The 17,256-nt window shown below is 58.8% G+C and carries 13 protein-coding genes and 1 tRNA gene; 11 read left to right on the top strand and 3 right to left on the bottom strand.

Annotated features, from left to right (window positions below; genetic code table 11):
* Positions 1 to 52 precede the first annotated feature (52 nt).
* Entirely contained in the window at positions 53 to 1,282 is a 1,230-nt protein-coding gene (locus D882_RS0130420; RefSeq protein ID WP_027926723.1) for a multifunctional CCA addition/repair protein, read from the top strand.
* An 83-nt stretch (positions 1,283 to 1,365) separates the two neighbouring features.
* Here the strand turns inward: D882_RS0130420 and folK are convergent, their stop codons facing one another.
* Complete coding sequence (gene folK / locus D882_RS0130415; RefSeq protein WP_027926722.1) at positions 1,366 to 1,884, bottom strand: 2-amino-4-hydroxy-6-hydroxymethyldihydropteridine diphosphokinase; 519 nt, start codon at positions 1,882 to 1,884, stop codon at positions 1,366 to 1,368.
* Positions 1,875 to 2,231, bottom strand: a complete 357-nt coding sequence (gene folB / locus D882_RS0130410) for a dihydroneopterin aldolase (RefSeq protein ID WP_027926721.1) — start codon at positions 2,229 to 2,231, stop codon at positions 1,875 to 1,877. Before folB ends, folK begins: the two co-directional genes overlap by 10 nt.
* A 74-nt stretch (positions 2,232 to 2,305) precedes the next feature.
* Here folB and plsY point away from each other — a divergent pair, with 74 nt between their 5' ends.
* A complete protein-coding gene (plsY, locus tag D882_RS0130405; protein ID WP_027926720.1) occupies positions 2,306 to 2,875 on the top strand; it encodes a glycerol-3-phosphate 1-O-acyltransferase PlsY in 570 nt (189 codons plus the stop codon).
* A 23-nt stretch (positions 2,876 to 2,898) separates the two neighbouring features.
* Here the strand turns inward: plsY and tsaD are convergent, their stop codons facing one another.
* Complete coding sequence (gene tsaD, locus D882_RS0130400) at positions 2,899 to 3,924, bottom strand: tRNA (adenosine(37)-N6)-threonylcarbamoyltransferase complex transferase subunit TsaD (RefSeq protein WP_027926719.1); 1,026 nt, start codon at positions 3,922 to 3,924, stop codon at positions 2,899 to 2,901.
* Between the two features lie 199 nt (positions 3,925 to 4,123).
* Between tsaD and rpsU the strand changes: the two genes are divergently transcribed.
* The 9 genes from rpsU (at position 4,124) to D882_RS0130355 (ending at position 17,238) form a co-directional block, all read left to right on the top strand.
* The gene (gene rpsU, locus D882_RS1000000132525) at positions 4,124 to 4,339 is read left to right on the top strand and encodes a 30S ribosomal protein S21 (protein WP_002551877.1); all 216 of its coding nucleotides are present in this window, start codon (positions 4,124 to 4,126) and stop codon (positions 4,337 to 4,339) included.
* Between the two features lie 482 nt (positions 4,340 to 4,821).
* The gene (gene dnaG, locus D882_RS0130390) at positions 4,822 to 6,798 is read left to right on the top strand and encodes a DNA primase (protein ID WP_027926718.1); all 1,977 of its coding nucleotides are present in this window, start codon (positions 4,822 to 4,824) and stop codon (positions 6,796 to 6,798) included.
* Between the two features lie 67 nt (positions 6,799 to 6,865).
* Complete coding sequence (rpoD, locus tag D882_RS0130385; protein WP_027926717.1) at positions 6,866 to 8,713, top strand: RNA polymerase sigma factor RpoD; 1,848 nt, start codon at positions 6,866 to 6,868, stop codon at positions 8,711 to 8,713.
* 122 nt (positions 8,714 to 8,835) lie between these two features.
* The gene (locus D882_RS0130380) at positions 8,836 to 12,582 is read left to right on the top strand and encodes a bifunctional diguanylate cyclase/phosphodiesterase (RefSeq protein WP_027926716.1); all 3,747 of its coding nucleotides are present in this window, start codon (positions 8,836 to 8,838) and stop codon (positions 12,580 to 12,582) included.
* 15 nt (positions 12,583 to 12,597) lie between these two features.
* A tRNA-Ile gene (locus D882_RS0130375) sits at positions 12,598 to 12,674 on the top strand.
* A 546-nt stretch (positions 12,675 to 13,220) separates the two neighbouring features.
* Positions 13,221 to 13,889: a hypothetical protein gene (locus tag D882_RS0130370; RefSeq protein ID WP_027926715.1), complete on the top strand. Its 669-nt coding sequence runs from the start codon at positions 13,221 to 13,223 to the stop codon at positions 13,887 to 13,889.
* Positions 13,890 to 14,065: 176 nt separating this feature from the next.
* Entirely contained in the window at positions 14,066 to 14,527 is a 462-nt protein-coding gene (locus D882_RS0130365) for an Lrp/AsnC family transcriptional regulator (protein ID WP_027926714.1), read from the top strand.
* A 221-nt stretch (positions 14,528 to 14,748) separates the two neighbouring features.
* On the top strand, positions 14,749 to 16,431 hold the full coding sequence (locus tag D882_RS0130360; RefSeq protein WP_027926713.1) for an NAD(P)/FAD-dependent oxidoreductase: 1,683 nt from the start codon (positions 14,749 to 14,751) through the stop codon (positions 16,429 to 16,431).
* A 12-nt stretch (positions 16,432 to 16,443) separates the two neighbouring features.
* Positions 16,444 to 17,238: a carbon-nitrogen hydrolase family protein gene (locus tag D882_RS0130355; RefSeq protein ID WP_027926712.1), complete on the top strand. Its 795-nt coding sequence runs from the start codon at positions 16,444 to 16,446 to the stop codon at positions 17,236 to 17,238.
* Positions 17,239 to 17,256: the final 18 nt, after the last annotated feature.

Below are 17,256 nucleotides of genomic sequence, written 5' to 3'. Positions count from 1 at the left end.
CCTCCGCAAGTTCGACGCAACGGTTATTCTGTCGAGCTAACGGAGGTTTTTTATGCAGATTTATAAAGTCGGTGGCGCAGTACGTGATCGCCTGCTCGGCAAACCTGTCACCGATATCGATTGGGTGGTGGTGGGCGCCACGGCCGAAGAAATGCTCGCCAATGGCTTTCGGCCGGTGGGTGCGGACTTTCCGGTATTTCTTCATCCGAAAAGCGGCGAGGAATACGCCCTCGCCCGCACCGAACGCAAAAGCGGACGCGGTTATGGCGGCTTTACCTTCCACGCCAGCCCCGAAGTCACCCTCGAAGAAGACCTGATTCGCCGGGACCTGACGATCAATGCGATGGCCGAAGACGATCAGCAAAACCTGACCGACCCTTACCATGGCCAGCGTGATCTTGAAGCGCGCCTGCTCCGTCACGTTTCCCCCGCGTTCGCCGAAGATCCACTCCGTGTCCTGCGTGTTGCTCGCTTTGCCGCGCGTTATGCGGCGCTGGGTTTCACGGTTGCTCCCGAGACACTTGGGTTGATGCGCGAACTCAGCGAATCCGGTGAACTGGAAGCCCTGACTGCGGAACGCAGCTGGAAAGAAATCTCCCGGGCATTGATGGAAGATCAGCCGCAGGTGTTCATTGAAGTGCTACGCGAATGCGGTGCATTGAAAGTGTTGATGCCTGAAGTCGACGCGCTGTTTGGCGTTCCACAGCCCAAAGCTCACCACCCGGAAATCGACACGGGCGTGCACACGTTGAGCGTGCTTGAGCAATCGGCACTACACAAACAACCGCTGACCGTGCGTTGGGCCTGCCTGCTGCACGACCTCGGTAAAGGGCTGACCCCCGAGGAAGAATGGCCACGCCATATTGCTCATGAACACACAGGCCTGAAGCTGATCAAAACGGTCAACGAACGCTTCAAGGCGCCGAAAGACTGTCAGGAACTGGCATTACTGGTCGGCCAATATCACACCCACGGCCATCGCGCCCTGGAGCTGAAACCTTCGACCTTGCTGGAGTTGCTGCAAAGCTTTGACGTTTACCGCCGGCCGCAGCGGTTCGAAGAGTTCATCAGCGCGTGCGAGATGGACGCGCGCGGGCGCAAAGGGCTGGAGCTGAGAAGTTATCCACAGGCGGATTATTTGCGCGGGGCGGCGACGGCAGCTCGGAGTGTGGCGGTTCAGCCGCTGCTGGAGAAAGGATTCAAGGGGCCGGAGCTGGGTGAGGCGATCAAGCGTGAACGGCTTAAAGCGTTGAAAGCCTACAAGGAGGAGGCGTCTACCTGAAAGCATCGCGGGCAAGCCCGGCTCCCACAGGATTTAGGTGACCCCTGTAGGAGCCGAGCTTGCTCGCGACGGCGTTATCCGCCTCACAACAAATTCGAAGGGGTCAACGGCTCGCCGCGCCATTCAAAAGCCACCGGCGCCAACACCTGATCAATGTGCGCTTCACTCCACAAGGTCGCAAAGCTTTTGCCTACGCCCGGATGCACACGATCCGGCGCAATCAGCGATAACGGCCACAACACAAAAGCGTTCTTCAGAATTTCTGCCCGCGGCAGGATCAATCCATCGAAATTGCCCACCAGATCACCAAACAACAGGACGTCGATGTCCAGCGGCAAACCCTTGCGGTCCGGCGCATAACGACCATTGTCCGCCTCGATGAACTTCAATCGGCGGTCCAGCTCCATCAGCGGCAGATCGGTATACGCCGACACCACGAAATTGAAGAACGGCCCGCTCTTGATGCCCACTGGCTGGCTTTCGAAGACAGCCGAGCAGCGGACATCCACCAAAAACGCCGCCAAGGCGTCCAGCCCCGCCTGCAAATGGGTTTCACGCTCGATATTGCTACCGAGCCCGAGGTACACCTGAGTCAGCGACATCCGCGCTCGATCTCCACGCCCACACCGCCCTTGGCAGCCGGGACAGCGCCAGGCTTGGTCAGCTTGAGACGCACCCAGGTGATCTTGAATTCACTCATCAGCACTTCGACCAGACGCTCGGCGAAGGTCTCGACCAGTTGATACTGCGCCTGCTCGGCAAACGCCTGGATGCGCGACGAAACGCTCGCGTAATCGAGCGCCAGGGTCAGGTCATCACCGGCGGCGGCTGGGCGATTGTCCCAGGCGAAGCTCAGATCAAGACGCAGGCACTGTCGGATGCCTCGCTCCCAGTCGTAGGCACCAATTACGGTGTCGACTTCCAGGCCCTCGATAAACACTCTGTCCAAGCACTTTTCTCCGCTGCACGACAAGGGCGCAATGCGCCGTTAGAATCAGGGCGTCCTCGCCCGGAATAGTTAGCATGTTTTGGTTACTGGCGATCCTCGCCTACCTGCTCGGCTCTCTGTCCTTCGCCATTTTGCTCAGCCGCCTGACCGGGAATCCCGATCCGCGAATGAGTGGCTCGGGCAATGCCGGCGCCACCAACATGTTGCGCCTGGCCGGCAAAAAACTTGCCGTCCTGACCTTGCTTGGCGACCTCTGCAAAGGCTTGCTGCCCGTGCTGATCGCCGGCCTTGCAGGCCTTTCGCTGCAAGAACAGGCCTGGATTGGCATCTGCGCCGTCATCGGCCATCTGTTTCCAGTGTACTTCCGCTTTCGCGGCGGCAAAGGTGTCGCCACCGCTGCCGGCATGCTGCTGGGGCTTTACCCGCCTGCGGCACTGCTGGCGGTCTGCGCCTGGCTGCTGACGTTCTACCTGACCCGCACCAGCTCACTCGCTGCACTGATTGCCACACCGCTGACCCTGCCGTTGCTTGCCTGGCAGGAACCGGCGGCCTTGCTGCCCATGAGCGTGCTCACCGGGCTGATTGTCTGGCGTCATCGCGGCAATCTACGCGACCTGTTTGCCGGGCGCGAACGGCATTTTTAAATACCGGACGCGAGCGCGGCTCATCACAGCGCCGACAATTGCTCCATCGGCCAACGAGCCTGAACGCTAATGGCCAGGCTTTCATGCTGGCCGGCCTGCAAGCGCTGGCATCCGGCAAACGCGATCATTGCGCCATTGTCGGTGCAGAACTCCGGACGGGCGTAAAACACATCGCCCTTCATGTCGCCGAGCATTTTTTCCAGCGAGGTGCGCAGCGCCTTGTTCGCGCTGACGCCCCCTGCGATGACCAGGCGCTTCATGCCCGCTTGTTTAAGGGCTCGCTTGCACTTGATGGTCAAAGTCTCCACCACGGCCTGCTGGAACGCCAGAGAGATGTCGCAACGGGCTTGCTCGCTGTCGTCCCCGGCACTGACGCTTTGCTGCCAGGTGTTCAACGCGAAGGTTTTCAAGCCGCTGAAGCTGAACGCCAGGCCCGGGCGATCGCACATCGGACGCGGAAACGTGAACCGCCCCGCAACGCCTTGCTCGGCAAGGCGCGCGATTTCCGGGCCGCCCGGGTAATTGAGCCCCATCATCTTCGCGGTCTTGTCGAAAGCCTCACCGGCGGCATCGTCCAATGTCTCGCCCAACAGCGTGTACTGGCCGATTCCGTCGACCTGAACCAGCTGCGTATGGCCACCGGACACCAACAAAGCGACGAACGGGAATTCTGGCGGTTGCGTCTCCAGCATCGGCGCCAGCAAGTGGCCTTCCATGTGATGCACGCCCAAGGCCGGAATACCCCAGGCAAAGGCCAGCGCCTGGGCACAGGACGCGCCCACCAGCAACGCACCGACCAGGCCAGGACCCGCGGTGTAAGCGATGGCGTCGATCTCGGTCGGCACGCAGTCAGCTTCGGCCAACACCTGACGAATCAAGGGCAGCATGCGTTTGACGTGGTCGCGCGAGGCCAGCTCCGGCACCACACCGCCATAGGCGCGGTGCAGGTCGATCTGGCTGAACAGTGCGTCGGCCAACAGCCCGCGTTCACTGTCATATAATGCGACACCGGTTTCGTCGCAGGAGGTTTCTAATCCCAGTACTAGCATGGGTTTGCGCCTTATTTAGGCTGAATTCGAAGGCGCGCATAATAGTCGCCACGTGATGCCCCGACCAGCGGTTTTCGATCAGAGGCTTTGCATTCCAAGCGATGAGGGGTTAACATCCGCAACCCTTAAAAACCGACGTCTTCAAGTGCTCTTTTGCCGCGAGGATGTTGACCCCGGTAATGAATGAAGGTAGCTCTGGATGCCAGCCGTCAAAGTAAAAGAGAACGAACCCTTCGACGTAGCTCTGCGTCGTTTCAAGCGCTCCTGCGAAAAAGCCGGTGTACTGGCTGAAGTTCGTAGCCGCGAATTTTACGAGAAGCCAACTTCTGAGCGTAAGCGCAAAGCAGCAGCCGCTGTTAAGCGTCACGCGAAGAAAGTTCAGCGCGAACAGCGCCGCGCCGTTCGTCTGTACTAATACACAGACGATCGTAGCAAGCTTCTGCCAAGCCCGGCTCCAAGCCGGGCTAATGGCATTTGCGTAAAACGCTTGATGCTTCACCGTCGAAGCCGCAGATGCGACCGAGACAAATCTGCTTCACAGCGTCAGACCTGGCTCTTTTGCCAGCGGTGCACGTCTTTTCTGACGAGCCTTCCAAGGCTACTGACGAGCACACCCACTGATTCCTCTCACGACGATCAGCCCAAGGCACCTGCTTGCGTGCCCGCTTATTGAGCTATCCGAGGCCATCGACAGGCCGCAGCGGACTCAGCGCAACACTTTCAAACAGTCGATTACTGATTGGTATTAACGTCAGTGGATTTTCGGCAGATACACTCCCCGATAGCGATTACGCAGACGACACCGGTCGAGCCGCATCTTTTGCGCGCCTCAAGCAACGACCCACGTTCGGCCGCCCTTCGTTATAGGTCCCTTTCAGCGCAGATGACGAGAACGCCATGGCCGGGCTAATTCCCCAGAGCTTCATTGACGACCTTCTGAACCGCACCGACATCGTCGATGTGGTCAGCTCGCGCCTGCAAATGAAAAAGGCCGGCAAGAACTACACCGCTTGCTGCCCGTTCCACAAAGAGAAAACCCCGTCTTTCAGCGTCAGCCCTGACAAACAGTTCTATTACTGCTTCGGTTGCGGCGCTGGCGGAAACGCCCTCGGCTTCATGATGGACCACGACAACCTGGATTTCGTCCAGGCCGTTGAGGAACTGGCCAAAGCCGCCGGCATGGAAATCCCCCGCGAAGAAAGTGGCCGGCCGCACAAACCGCGACAACCAACCGATTCGCCGCTGTATCCGCTGCTCACTGCCGCTGCCGATTTTTACCGTCAGGCACTGAAAAGCCATCCATCACGCAAAGCTGCAGTGGATTACCTGAAGGGCCGTGGACTGACGGGAGAGATCGCTCGCGACTTCGGCCTCGGCTTTGCTCCGCCAGGCTGGGACAACCTGTTCAAACACTTGAGCAGCGATACCCTGCAACAAAAAGCCATGGTCGACGCCGGCCTGCTGATCGAGAACGCCGAAACCGGCAAACGCTATGACCGCTTCCGCGATCGCGTGATGTTCCCGATTCGTGACAGCCGCGGGCGCATCATCGCTTTCGGAGGCCGGGTACTGGGCGACGACAAGCCGAAATACCTGAACTCACCGGAAACCCCGGTATTCCATAAAGGCCAGGAACTCTACGGCCTTTATGAAGCGCGCAAGAACAACCGCAACCTCGACGAAATCATCGTCGTCGAAGGCTATATGGACGTCATCGCCCTCGCCCAGCAAGGCTTGCGCAATGCCGTGGCGACCCTGGGCACCGCCACCAGCGAAGAGCATTTGAAGCGACTGTTTCGCGTCGTGCCTAACGTGCTGTTCTGTTTTGACGGCGACCAGGCCGGCCGCAATGCTGCCTGGCGCGCACTGGAAGCGACACTGCCCTGCCTGCAAGACGGGCGGCGCGCACGCTTCCTGTTCCTGCCGGAAGGCGAAGACCCGGATACGCTGGTCCGCTCCGAAGGCACGGATGCGTTCCGTGCGCGAATCAACCAGCACGCGCAGCCTTTGGCAGATTATTTCTTCCAGCAGTTGACCGAAGAGTCGGACCCACGCTCGCTGGAGGGCAAAGCCCACATGGCCACCCTTGCCGCGCCGCTGATCGACAAAGTCCCGGGCGCGAATCTGCGCATCCTGATGCGTCAGCGCCTGACCGAAATTACCGGCCTCAGCGGCGAAGCGGTGAGCCAACTGGTGCAAAGTGCCCCTCAGGATGCGCCACCGGCATACGATCCGGGCATGGATTACGACGCCATGCCGGACTACAGCGACTACCATCAGCCGCAGTCACAAGATATGTATGTGCCGCAGCAGGAGTGGACGCCGAAGAAACCCGGCGCCAGCGGCAAGAAATGGGACAAGAAACCGTGGGACAAGAACGGCAAGCGCGCAGATCGTGACCAACCAAGCACCCCGCGCACACCGATTGCTGTCGAAGCGCCCACGCTGATCGCGCTGCGCACCCTCATTCATCATCCGGACCTGGCTGGCCGGGTAGAAACCGCCAACCATTTTGCCAATGAGAGCAATACCTACGCACAACTGCTCGTGGCCCTGATCGAGGCGGTGCAAAAAAATCCTAAGCTAAACTCAATTCAGCTAATGGCACGCTGGCACGGGACCGAACAGGGACGATTACTCAAAGCATTGGCAGAAAAGGAATGGCTGATTGCAGGTGATAACCTTGAACAACAGTTTTTAGACACCATTACTAGGTTATCGGCCGCTCAACACACGGATAGCCTGGAAGTACTTATCAGGAAAGCCAGACAGCCGGGATTGACCCCGGAGGAAGCAAATCAGATCGCAAATCAGATGCGCGACCTATTAAAACGCAATATGGCTGTATCAAACCCGACCTCAACTGGCGCGTGAGGTCATAGCTCAGGTATAATCCTCGGCTTGTTTTTTGCCCGCCAAGACCTTCAGTGGATAGGGTGTTATGTCCGGAAAAGCGCAACAGCAGTCTCGTATCAAAGAGTTGATCACACTTGGTCGTGAGCAGGGTTACCTGACTTACGCGGAGGTCAACGACCACCTGCCGGAGGATATTTCAGATCCGGAACAGGTGGAAGACATCATCCGCATGATCAATGACATGGGGATCAACGTATTCGAGGTTGCGCCAGATAAGGATTCCCTTATGCTGGCCGACGCCGATACTGACGAAGCCGCGGCCGAAGAGGCAGCAGCAGCGTTGGCAGCGGTCGAGACCGACATTGGTCGCACCACCGACCCAGTGCGCATGTACATGCGTGAAATGGGTACGGTAGAGCTCCTCACACGTGAAGGCGAAATCGAAATCGCCAAACGTATTGAAGAGGGCATCCGTGAAGTGATGGGCGCAATTGCGCACTTCCCTGGCACGGTTGATCATATTCTCTCCGAGTACACTCGCGTCACCACCGAAGGTGGCCGCCTGTCCGACGTCCTGAGCGGTTATATCGACCCGGACGACGGCATTGCGCCGCCTGCTGCAGAAGTGCCACCGCCGATCGATCCGAAAGCCGTGAAAGCGGACGACGACACCGACGACGATGACGCCGAAGCAACGGATGACGAAGAAGAAGCCGAAAGCGGTCCGGATCCGGTCATCGCAGCCCAGCGTTTTGGTGCTGTCTCCGATCAGATGGAAATCACCCGCAAGGCGCTGAAAAAGCACGGTCGTGGCAATAAGCTGGCAATCGCCGAGCTGTTGATCCTGGCTGAGCTGTTCATGCCGATCAAACTGGTTCCGAAGCAATTCGAAGGCCTGGTCGAGCGTGTTCGCAGTGCCCTGGATCGCCTGCGTCAGCAAGAGCGCGCGATCATGCAACTTTGCGTTCGTGATGCCCGCATGCCGCGTGCCGACTTCCTGCGCCAGTTCCCGGGCAATGAAGTTGACGAAAGCTGGACCGATGCACTGGCCAAAGGCAAAAGCAAATACGCTGAAGCCATTGGTCGCCTGCAGCCGGACATCATTCGTTGCCAGCAGAAGCTGACCGCGCTGGAAACCGAAACCGGTTTGACGATCGCCGAGATCAAGGACATCAACCGTCGCATGTCGATCGGTGAGGCCAAGGCCCGCCGCGCGAAGAAAGAGATGGTTGAAGCGAACTTGCGTCTGGTGATCTCCATCGCCAAGAAGTACACCAACCGTGGTCTGCAATTCCTCGATCTGATCCAGGAAGGCAACATCGGTTTGATGAAAGCGGTAGACAAGTTCGAATACCGCCGCGGCTACAAATTCTCGACTTATGCCACCTGGTGGATCCGTCAGGCGATCACTCGCTCGATCGCCGACCAGGCCCGCACCATCCGTATTCCGGTGCATATGATCGAGACGATCAACAAGCTCAACCGTATTTCCCGGCAGATGTTGCAGGAAATGGGTCGCGAACCGACCCCGGAAGAGCTGGGCGAACGCATGGAAATGCCTGAGGACAAGATCCGCAAGGTATTGAAGATCGCTAAAGAGCCGATCTCCATGGAAACCCCGATCGGTGATGACGAAGACTCCCATCTGGGTGACTTCATCGAAGACTCGACCATGCAGTCGCCAATCGATGTCGCCACCGTTGAGAGCCTTAAAGAAGCGACTCGCGAAGTCCTGTCCGGCCTCACTGCCCGTGAAGCCAAGGTTCTGCGCATGCGCTTCGGTATCGACATGAATACCGACCACACCCTTGAGGAGGTTGGTAAACAGTTCGACGTGACCCGTGAACGGATTCGTCAGATCGAAGCCAAGGCACTGCGCAAGCTGCGCCACCCGACGAGAAGCGAGCATTTGCGCTCCTTCCTCGACGAGTAATAACAGAACCCCCGGCCCAGGCCGGGGGTTTTGCTTTATGCAGATTAAATCCCTCGCACCTCCCCCCTGCCGCCTAGCCCGTCTACACTCGAAGCATTCCCCCGAGCCATAACGAGACCGTTATGCCCAGACTGCCGACCGTGCTTTTTTTGCTGTCGCTGATGACCTGGACCGCAACGGCTGGCGCGCTGACTCTGACTGATGACGAACGTAGCTGGCTGACCGCACACCCGGATTTGCGCCTGGGCGTGGACGCGTCGTGGCCGCCATTTGAGTTCCGCGATGAACAGGGCCGCTATCAGGGCCTGGCGGCGGACTACATCAATGTGATCCGCCAACGCTTGGCCATCAATCTCACGCCCATCGAACCGGTCAGCTGGACAGTTGTGCTGGAACAGGCCAAGCAAGGCAAACTGGATATTTTACCGGGCATCATGTCGACCCCGGAGCGCCAGTCGTACCTGTCGTTTACTCGCCCCTATCTCGACTTCCCCATTGTCATCCTGGCCCATGTCGGCGGCGCGCAACCGCACAAACTCGAAGACCTTTACGGGCTGAAGATCGCCGTGGTGGAAAACTATGCGCCCCATGAGCTGTTGCGCACCCACCACCCCGACCTGAATCTGGTGCCGATGCACAATGTGAGCTCGGCGTTGCAAGCATTGGCCACCGATGAAGTGGACGCGGTGGTGGGCGATCTTGCGTCCAGCGTCTGGAGCCTTCGCCAGCTCAAACTCGAAGGACTTTATGTCAGCGGCGAAACCCCCTACCGCTATCAACTGGCAATGGCCGTGCCTCCCGGCAACAAGGTGTTGGTCGGCATTCTGGACAAAGTGCTGGCGGACATGAGCCCGAGTGAAATCAGCGCCATCCAGGAACATTGGGTGGGCAACGTCCTGGATCATCGAACCTTCTGGTCGGATTTACTGGTCTACGGCTTGCCGGGGCTGCTGTTTCTGACGGTCATGCTGGCCGTGGTCATCCGGATCAACCGTCGACTGAGCTCTGAAATTGCGCGCCGGGTCGACCTCGAACAGGAACTGCGCAGCAGCGAGTACCACTATCGCGGGCTGGTAGAGAGTTTGTCGGCCATCGCCTGGGAAGCACGGATCAGTGATTTCACCTACAGCTACGTCTCACCCCATGCCGAAGAGCTCCTCGGTTATCCCCTGTCTCACTGGCTGATTCCGGGCTTCTGGCGCAACATCATCCACCCCGCGGACCTGACCCGGGCGCAGGCTTTCTGCGATCACGAAGTACTGGCCGGGCGCGATCACAGCGTCGATTACCGGGTCATTACCGCTGATGGTCGCTGCCTGTGGGTGCGCGATATCGTCAGCCTGATCGAGCACGGCCATGAACCGATCATGCGCGGGCTGATGATCGATATCAGTGATGCCAAGCGCACAGAAGAAGCGTTGAGTCTGTCCGAGCAAAAATTTGCTTCGGTCTTCCAGCAATGCCCGGACATTCTGGTGATCGCCCGACTGTCCGACGGCTGCCTGCTGGAAGTGAACAAAGCGTTCGAAGAGCAAATCGGCCTCAGGGCCGAAGACGTCATCGGCCAGACCGCCACCGACCTCAACATCTGGGGCATTCCCGGCGTAGGGCCGGGTCTGTTGCAGCGATTGCAGGCCGGCAGCATCCGCAACCTGGAGATGCCTTTTCGCCGCAGTAACGGCCACGTGTTCACCGGCCTGATTTCCGCCGAGCCTTTCGATCTCGACACCACCCCAGCCCTGGTGGTGGTGGTGCGCGATATCAGTCAGCTCAAGGAAACCCAGCAACAACTGCAAACCTCCGAAGAGAAATTTGCCAAGGCCTTCCACGCCTCCCCGGACGGATTGTTGTTGTCGCGCCAGAGCGACGGGTTGCTGCTGGAGGTCAATGAAGGTTTTAGCCGCATCACCGGCTTCAACAGTGCAATGTCCGTTGATCGATCAGCCCTGGACCTCGGGATATGGGTCAACCTCAACGAACGCAAACAGATGCTCGACCTGTTGCACCGGGATGGCTTCGTCCGCGATTTCAGTTGCCACATCCGCCGCAGCGACGGGCAAATTCGTCTCTGCGAAGTGTCGAGCCGTCCTTTGCCTATTGGCGATGAAGACTGCATGTTGACCATTGCCCGGGACATCACCGAGCGGCACCTGATGCAGGAAAAGCTGCAACAGGCCGCCACCGTGTTCGAAAGCACGGCCGAGGGTGTGCTGATCACCGACACTCAACAGCACATCAGCGCCGTCAATCGCGCGTTTACCGAGATTACCGGCTACAGCGAGAGCGAAGCACTGGGCCACACCCCTCGCCTGCTTGCCTCGGGCCTTCACGACAGCGCGTTTTATGCGGCGATGTGGCACCAACTGACTGCAGAAGGCCACTGGCAAGGCGAAATCTCCAACCGCCGCAAGAATGGCGAGCTTTACCCGAGCTGGCTGACCATCAGCGCCGTGCGCAACCGGGACAAGTTCATCACCCACTTTGTAGCGGTGTTCGCCGACATTTCCAGCCTCAAACACGCTCAGGCCAAACTCGATTACCAGGCGCATCACGACCCGTTGACCGGCCTGCCAAACCGCACACTGTTCGAGAGCCGACTGCAGACCGCCCTAAACACCCAACAGGAAAATGGTGGCCAGGGCGCCGTGCTGTTCCTCGACCTGGACCGCTTCAAACACATCAACGACAGCCTCGGCCACCCGGTCGGCGACCTGCTGCTCAAAGGCATCGCGGTGCGCCTCAAGGAGCAGTTACGCGATATCGATACCGTCGCGCGCCTGGGCGGTGACGAATTCATCATCTTGCTGCCGGGCCTTCAACAGAACAGTGATGCCGACAACATCGCGACGAAGTTGCTCAATTGCTTCGGGGCGCCGTTCCAGGCCGGTGAACACGAGTTTTTCATCAGCGCCAGTATTGGCACCAGCCTGTACCCCAAGGACGGCTGCGACGTCGCCACCCTGGTCAAGAACGCCGACGCCGCGATGTACCGCTCCAAGGCCAAGGGACGAAACCGGGTCGAAAGCTACACGCGCGACCTCACCGCACAGGCCAGCGAACGCGTGGCCCTGGAACATGAATTACGCCGCGCCATCGAGCGCAACGAACTGTTCTTGCACTACCAACCGAAAATCAGCCTCGACGACCATCGACTGGTCGGCGCCGAAGCGCTGATTCGCTGGCATCACCCGACCTTCGGCATGGTGCCGCCAGAACACTTCATTCCCCTGGCCGAAGAAAACGGCATGATTCTGCAAATCGGCGACTGGGTGCTCGAAACCGCCTGCCGGCAAATGAACGAGTGGAATCAAGTGTATGAATGCCTCGGCCCGCTCTCGGTCAACCTCGCAGGCGCCCAATTGCGTCAACCCAACCTGCTGGGACGGATCGAGCAACTGCTCAAGGACAGCCATCTGCAGCCCGGTTTTCTGCAACTGGAGATTACCGAAAACTTCATCATGAGCCAGGCCGAAGAAGCGCTCGAGGTGTTGCACCAACTCAAACAGCTGGGCGTGCAACTGGCCATCGACGACTTCGGTACGGGCTATTCATCCTTGAGCTACCTCAAGCGCCTGCCGCTGGATATTCTCAAGATCGATCAATCGTTCGTCCGCGGCCTGCCTGACGATCCGCATGATGCAGCCATCGTTCGCGCGATCATCGCCCTGGGCCGCAGCATGCAATTTACCGTCATCGCCGAGGGTGTGGAGACCCTGGCCCAACAGGAATTCCTCGCCGCCGAAGGCTGCGAACAGATCCAGGGTTACATCGTGAGTCCGCCTCTTCCCGCCGACGAATTCGCCGCGACGTTTCTTCGTATGGCCGTATCGGATTTTTCGGATAGCACAGCCGAGAAACCGTCGCTATAATCCGCGGCCTACTGAGGGCCTATAGCTCAGTTGGTTAGAGCAGAGGACTCATAATCCTTTGGTCCACGGTTCAAGTCCGTGTGGGCCCACCATATGAGTCAACAAGTTAGGCCAACCATTGCGGTTGGCCTTTTTTGTTTCCGATGATTTTGTAAGTACTTGGCGAAGCCGAACGCCTGAAGCTCAACGATTGGCAGCAGGACTTCCTGCGAGGCATCACCGAACAACTTGAAGCTGAAACGCCGCTAACGCCCAGGCTGCAGACACTCACCCTCGAAACGCTTAAGCGCATAAAGGGGCAAACCCGTTAACGACCTGGCCAACTCGCCGTTATCTCGTTTCAGCGTGAACATGGTCAGCTTCTCGGGCTTGCTTGGGTAAGGCGTTGATTGACGATGTGGTGACGGTGCTTTCGCCGCGACCTGCGCGGACCGCGACGGAATCCGAGCAACAGCACTCAACAGGATGGTGCCTCGATCATTCGGGGCCGTCAGTTCATCGTCACGATGTGTCGCGACTCACCCTCCGATAGGCGACATGGCGCTCACCGCTGGCCAATCACCATCAACGTTGTGTATGGTCGCGTCTCATCGTCGAAGGATGACGTTCGACTCAATCGAGACAAAAGGAATTTGCAGATGAACAAAGCCATTTCTTCCAGCCTGTTTACAGCATTGATTGTTGTAGCCAGCCCTGCGATTGCCCAAGCAAAAGCCAGTGTCGCCGATGTTTTTAATGGAAAAATGTTGGGCACCAATCTGCGTCACTTTGAATCGGTTGCCGGCGTCGCACGTGAGAGCTTGGGCGATCATCACTCTTATGAGATTCAAGGCTGCCAAATCACGGCGACTGCCGGTGGCGGCACGATCAGTGAACTGCGCATGGAGCTTTCGCCGACCTGCCAAGCCGATTTGAAGTCCTTCATTGGTGAATCGTTCGCTCCGGCTGCCAACAAGCCCCTGACCTTCGGTAACTTCCAGCAAGCGGCTGGGGACCTGAATTTCTACGCGGACTGCCTGACCATGTGCGGCAACGCTGCCGATCCGTCGGTTTTTGCAAAATGGGACGGCCCGCGAGCAGTGGACTTTCGTCAGGTGTTGCTGGAAGTTGTGCTGGTCAGCGATCAGGCGCTAAAGGCCTCTAACCAGTGGCAGGCCAGCATGACCAAGGTCAAGGGCGAAGATTTTGTAACAGACACCCGCTTCAACTGTGAGAGAGATTTCGACGCGCAGGCACAGCAAAGCTTTTCCGCTGTGCAAGTCACTGCGATTACCATCGGTACTGAACTGCCGACTCCTGGCTGCTGAATTGGCCAATCAGAAAAGCCGCGCAAATGCGCGGCTTTTTCATGCCCGTGATTCAGCCGTCACTTGGGCAATGTCTATGCAATCACATAGCCCAAGTTCGAATATCGCCCACAAGCGTCGCGCCAAACGAGCCTGTAACATGTTCAACCATTGTTCCACGCCACTGGAGACGCCCCTTGCCTGACACACGCCCACCGGTTCTTGACGAGATCGACCGCCAGTTGATCGCCGCCCTGCAGATCAACGCCCGCGAGAGCGTGGCCATGCTGGCCCGGCAATTGGGTATCGCTCGCACGACCGTCACCTCACGATTGGCGCGACTGGAAAAGACCCGGGTCATCACCGGTTATGGGGTGCGCCTCGGTCAGCGCGTGGTGGATGGCGGATTGCAGGCGTACGTCGGGATTACCGTGCAACCGCGCTCGGGCAAGGAAGTGCTGCGTCGGCTCAGTGCGATGGCGCAGGTTCAGCAGTTGTGTGCCGTGAGTGGCGAATTTGATTATGTGGCGTGGCTGCGGACTGACTCGCCAGAGCAGCTCGATCAGTTGCTGGATCAGATCGGCAGTGTGGATGGGGTGGAGAAGACGACGACGTCGATTATTTTGAGTAGCAAGATTGATCGGGGGCAGCCGGTTTGAGTGTTTGCCGATAGCTGTTTGGTGTCTGGAAGGGCCTCATCGCGAGCGAGCTCCGCTCCCACATTGACGGTGTGTAGCATTCAGTCGTCATTCTGATCAAACAATTATCAAAACGACGACACATTGCGTCTTATTAACGTGTTCTACGCTCACTAGAATGGCTGCCATCTTTTCCTATACTCAGACGCGCATCCCGCGTCGGGTCGCCAGCAAGGTCAGCCATGAACAAGAACAATCGCCATCCTGCAGACGGTAAGAAACCAGTCACCATTTTCGGTCCGGATTTTCCTTTCGCCTTCGACGACTGGATCGAACACCCGGCTGGCCTGGGCAGCATTCCTGCGCACAACCACGGTGCCGAAGTAGCGATTGTCGGCGCGGGCATCGCCGGTTTGGTGGCGGCCTACGAGTTGATGAAGCTGGGCTTGAAACCCGTCGTCTACGAAGCCTCGAAGATGGGCGGTCGTCTGCGCTCCCAGGCGTTCAACGGGACCGATGGAATCATCGCCGAATTGGGCGGGATGCGCTTCCCGGTATCGTCTACCGCGTTCTATCACTACGTCGACAAACTCGGCCTGCAGACCAAGCCTTTTCCGAACCCGCTGACGCCCGCGTCGGGCAGCACGGTGATCGACATCGAAGGCAAAACCCATTACGCACAGAAACTGGCGGATCTTCCTGCACTGTTCCAGGAAGTGGCTGACGCGTGGGCGGATGCACTGGAAGCCGGTTCACAGTTCGCCGATATCCAGCAAGCGATCCGTGACCGTGACGTGCCGCGCCTCAAAGAATTGTGGAACACCCTGGTTCCGCTGTGGGACGACCGCACCTTCTACGACTTCGTCGCGACCTCAAAAGCCTTCGCCAAACTCTCGTTCCATCACCGCGAAGTGTTCGGTCAGGTCGGCTTCGGCACCGGCGGCTGGGACTCTGACTTCCCGAACTCGATGCTGGAAATTTTCCGGGTGGTGATGACCAACTGCGATGATCACCAGCACCTGGTCGTCGGCGGCGTCGAACAAGTCCCGCAAGGCATCTGGCGCCATGTGCCAGAACGCTGCGTGCACTGGCCAGAAGGCACCAGTCTCAAGTCTTTGCACCGAGGCGCGCCGCGCTCCGGGGTTAAAAAAATCGCCCACGCCGCTGACGGTCGTTTCGCGGTCACCGACAACAACGGCGACACCCGCGAATACGCCGCTGTACTGACCACGTGCCAGAGCTGGCTGCTGACCACTCAGATCGAATGCGACGAAACCCTGTTCTCGCAAAAGATGTGGATGGCCCTCGACCGCACCCGCTACATGCAGTCGTCGAAGACTTTCGTGATGGTCGACCGCCCGTTCTGGAAGGACAAGGATCCGGAAACCGGACGCGACCTGATGAGTATGACCCTCACCGACCGCCTGACCCGTGGCACCTACCTGTTCGACAACGGTGACGACAAGCCCGGCGTGATTTGCCTGTCGTACTCGTGGATGAGCGACGCGCTGAAGATGCTCCCGCATCCGGTGGAAAAACGCGTGAAACTGGCGTTGGACGCGTTGAAGAAGATCTACCCGAAAGTCGACATCGCCGCGCGTATCATCGGCGATCCGATCACCGTGTCGTGGGAAGCCGACCCGCATTTCCTTGGGGCCTTCAAAGGCGCCCTGCCCGGCCACTACCGCTACAACCAACGGATGTACGCACACTTCATGCAGGACGACATGCCGGCCGAGCAACGCGGGATTTTCATCGCCGGCGACGACGTTTCATGGACGCCGGCCTGGGTTGAAGGCGCGGTGCAGACCTCGCTCAACGCGGTGTGGGGCATCATGAAACACTTCGGCGGTGAAACTCACGCCGAGAACCCGGGTCCAGGAGATGTGTTCAACGAGATCGGTCCGATCGCCCTGCCCGAGTAAGAGGAATCCGAAATGCGCGTAGCCCTTTACCAATGTCCACCGCTGCCTCTGGACGTCGCCGGCAATCTGCAACGCCTGCATCAACTGGCGCTGGAGGCCAAAGGTGCCGACCTGTTGGTGGTGCCGGAGATGTTCCTGACCGGCTACAACATCGGCGTCGATGCGGTCAGCATCCTCGCCGAGGTGCACAACGGTGAGTCGGCGCAGCAAATTGCGCGCATTGCCAAGACCGCCGGGATTGCCATCTTGTATGGCTACCCGGAGCGCACCGAGGACGGGCAGATCTACAACGCCGTGCAGTTGATCGACGCCCACGGTGAGCGGTTGTGCAACTACCGCAAGACGCACTTGTTCGGCGACCTCGACCACTCGATGTTCAGCGCCGGGCAGGATGATTTTCCGCTGGTGGAGCTCAACGGCTGGAAGCTTGGCTTCCTGATTTGCTACGACATGGAGTTCCCGGAAAACGCCCGGCGCCTGGCCCTGGCCGGTGCCGAGCTGATCGTGGTGCCGACGGCGAACATGATTCCCTTCGACTTCGTCGCCGACGTCACCGTCCGCGCCCGCGCTTTCGAGAATCAGTGCTACGTGGCCTACGCCAACTACTGCGGCCATGAAGGCGAGATCCACTACTGCGGCCAGAGCAGCATCGCCGCACCGGATGGCAGTCGCATCGCTCAGGCCGGCCTGGATGAAGCGCTGATTGTCGGCGAACTGGATCGTCAATTGATGGCCGATTCACGCGCGGCCAATCGCTACTTGATTGATCGTCGTCCCGAGCTTTATGGCGACCTTAACAAGCGCTGATCCCCTGTAATCCGCTAG

Origin of the sequence: Pseudomonas sp. URMO17WK12:I12, assembly GCF_000514395.1 — a bacterium.
GTDB lineage: Bacteria > Pseudomonadota > Gammaproteobacteria > Pseudomonadales > Pseudomonadaceae > Aquipseudomonas > Aquipseudomonas mucoides.
This window is presented reverse-complemented; position numbering and strand designations above follow the sequence as displayed.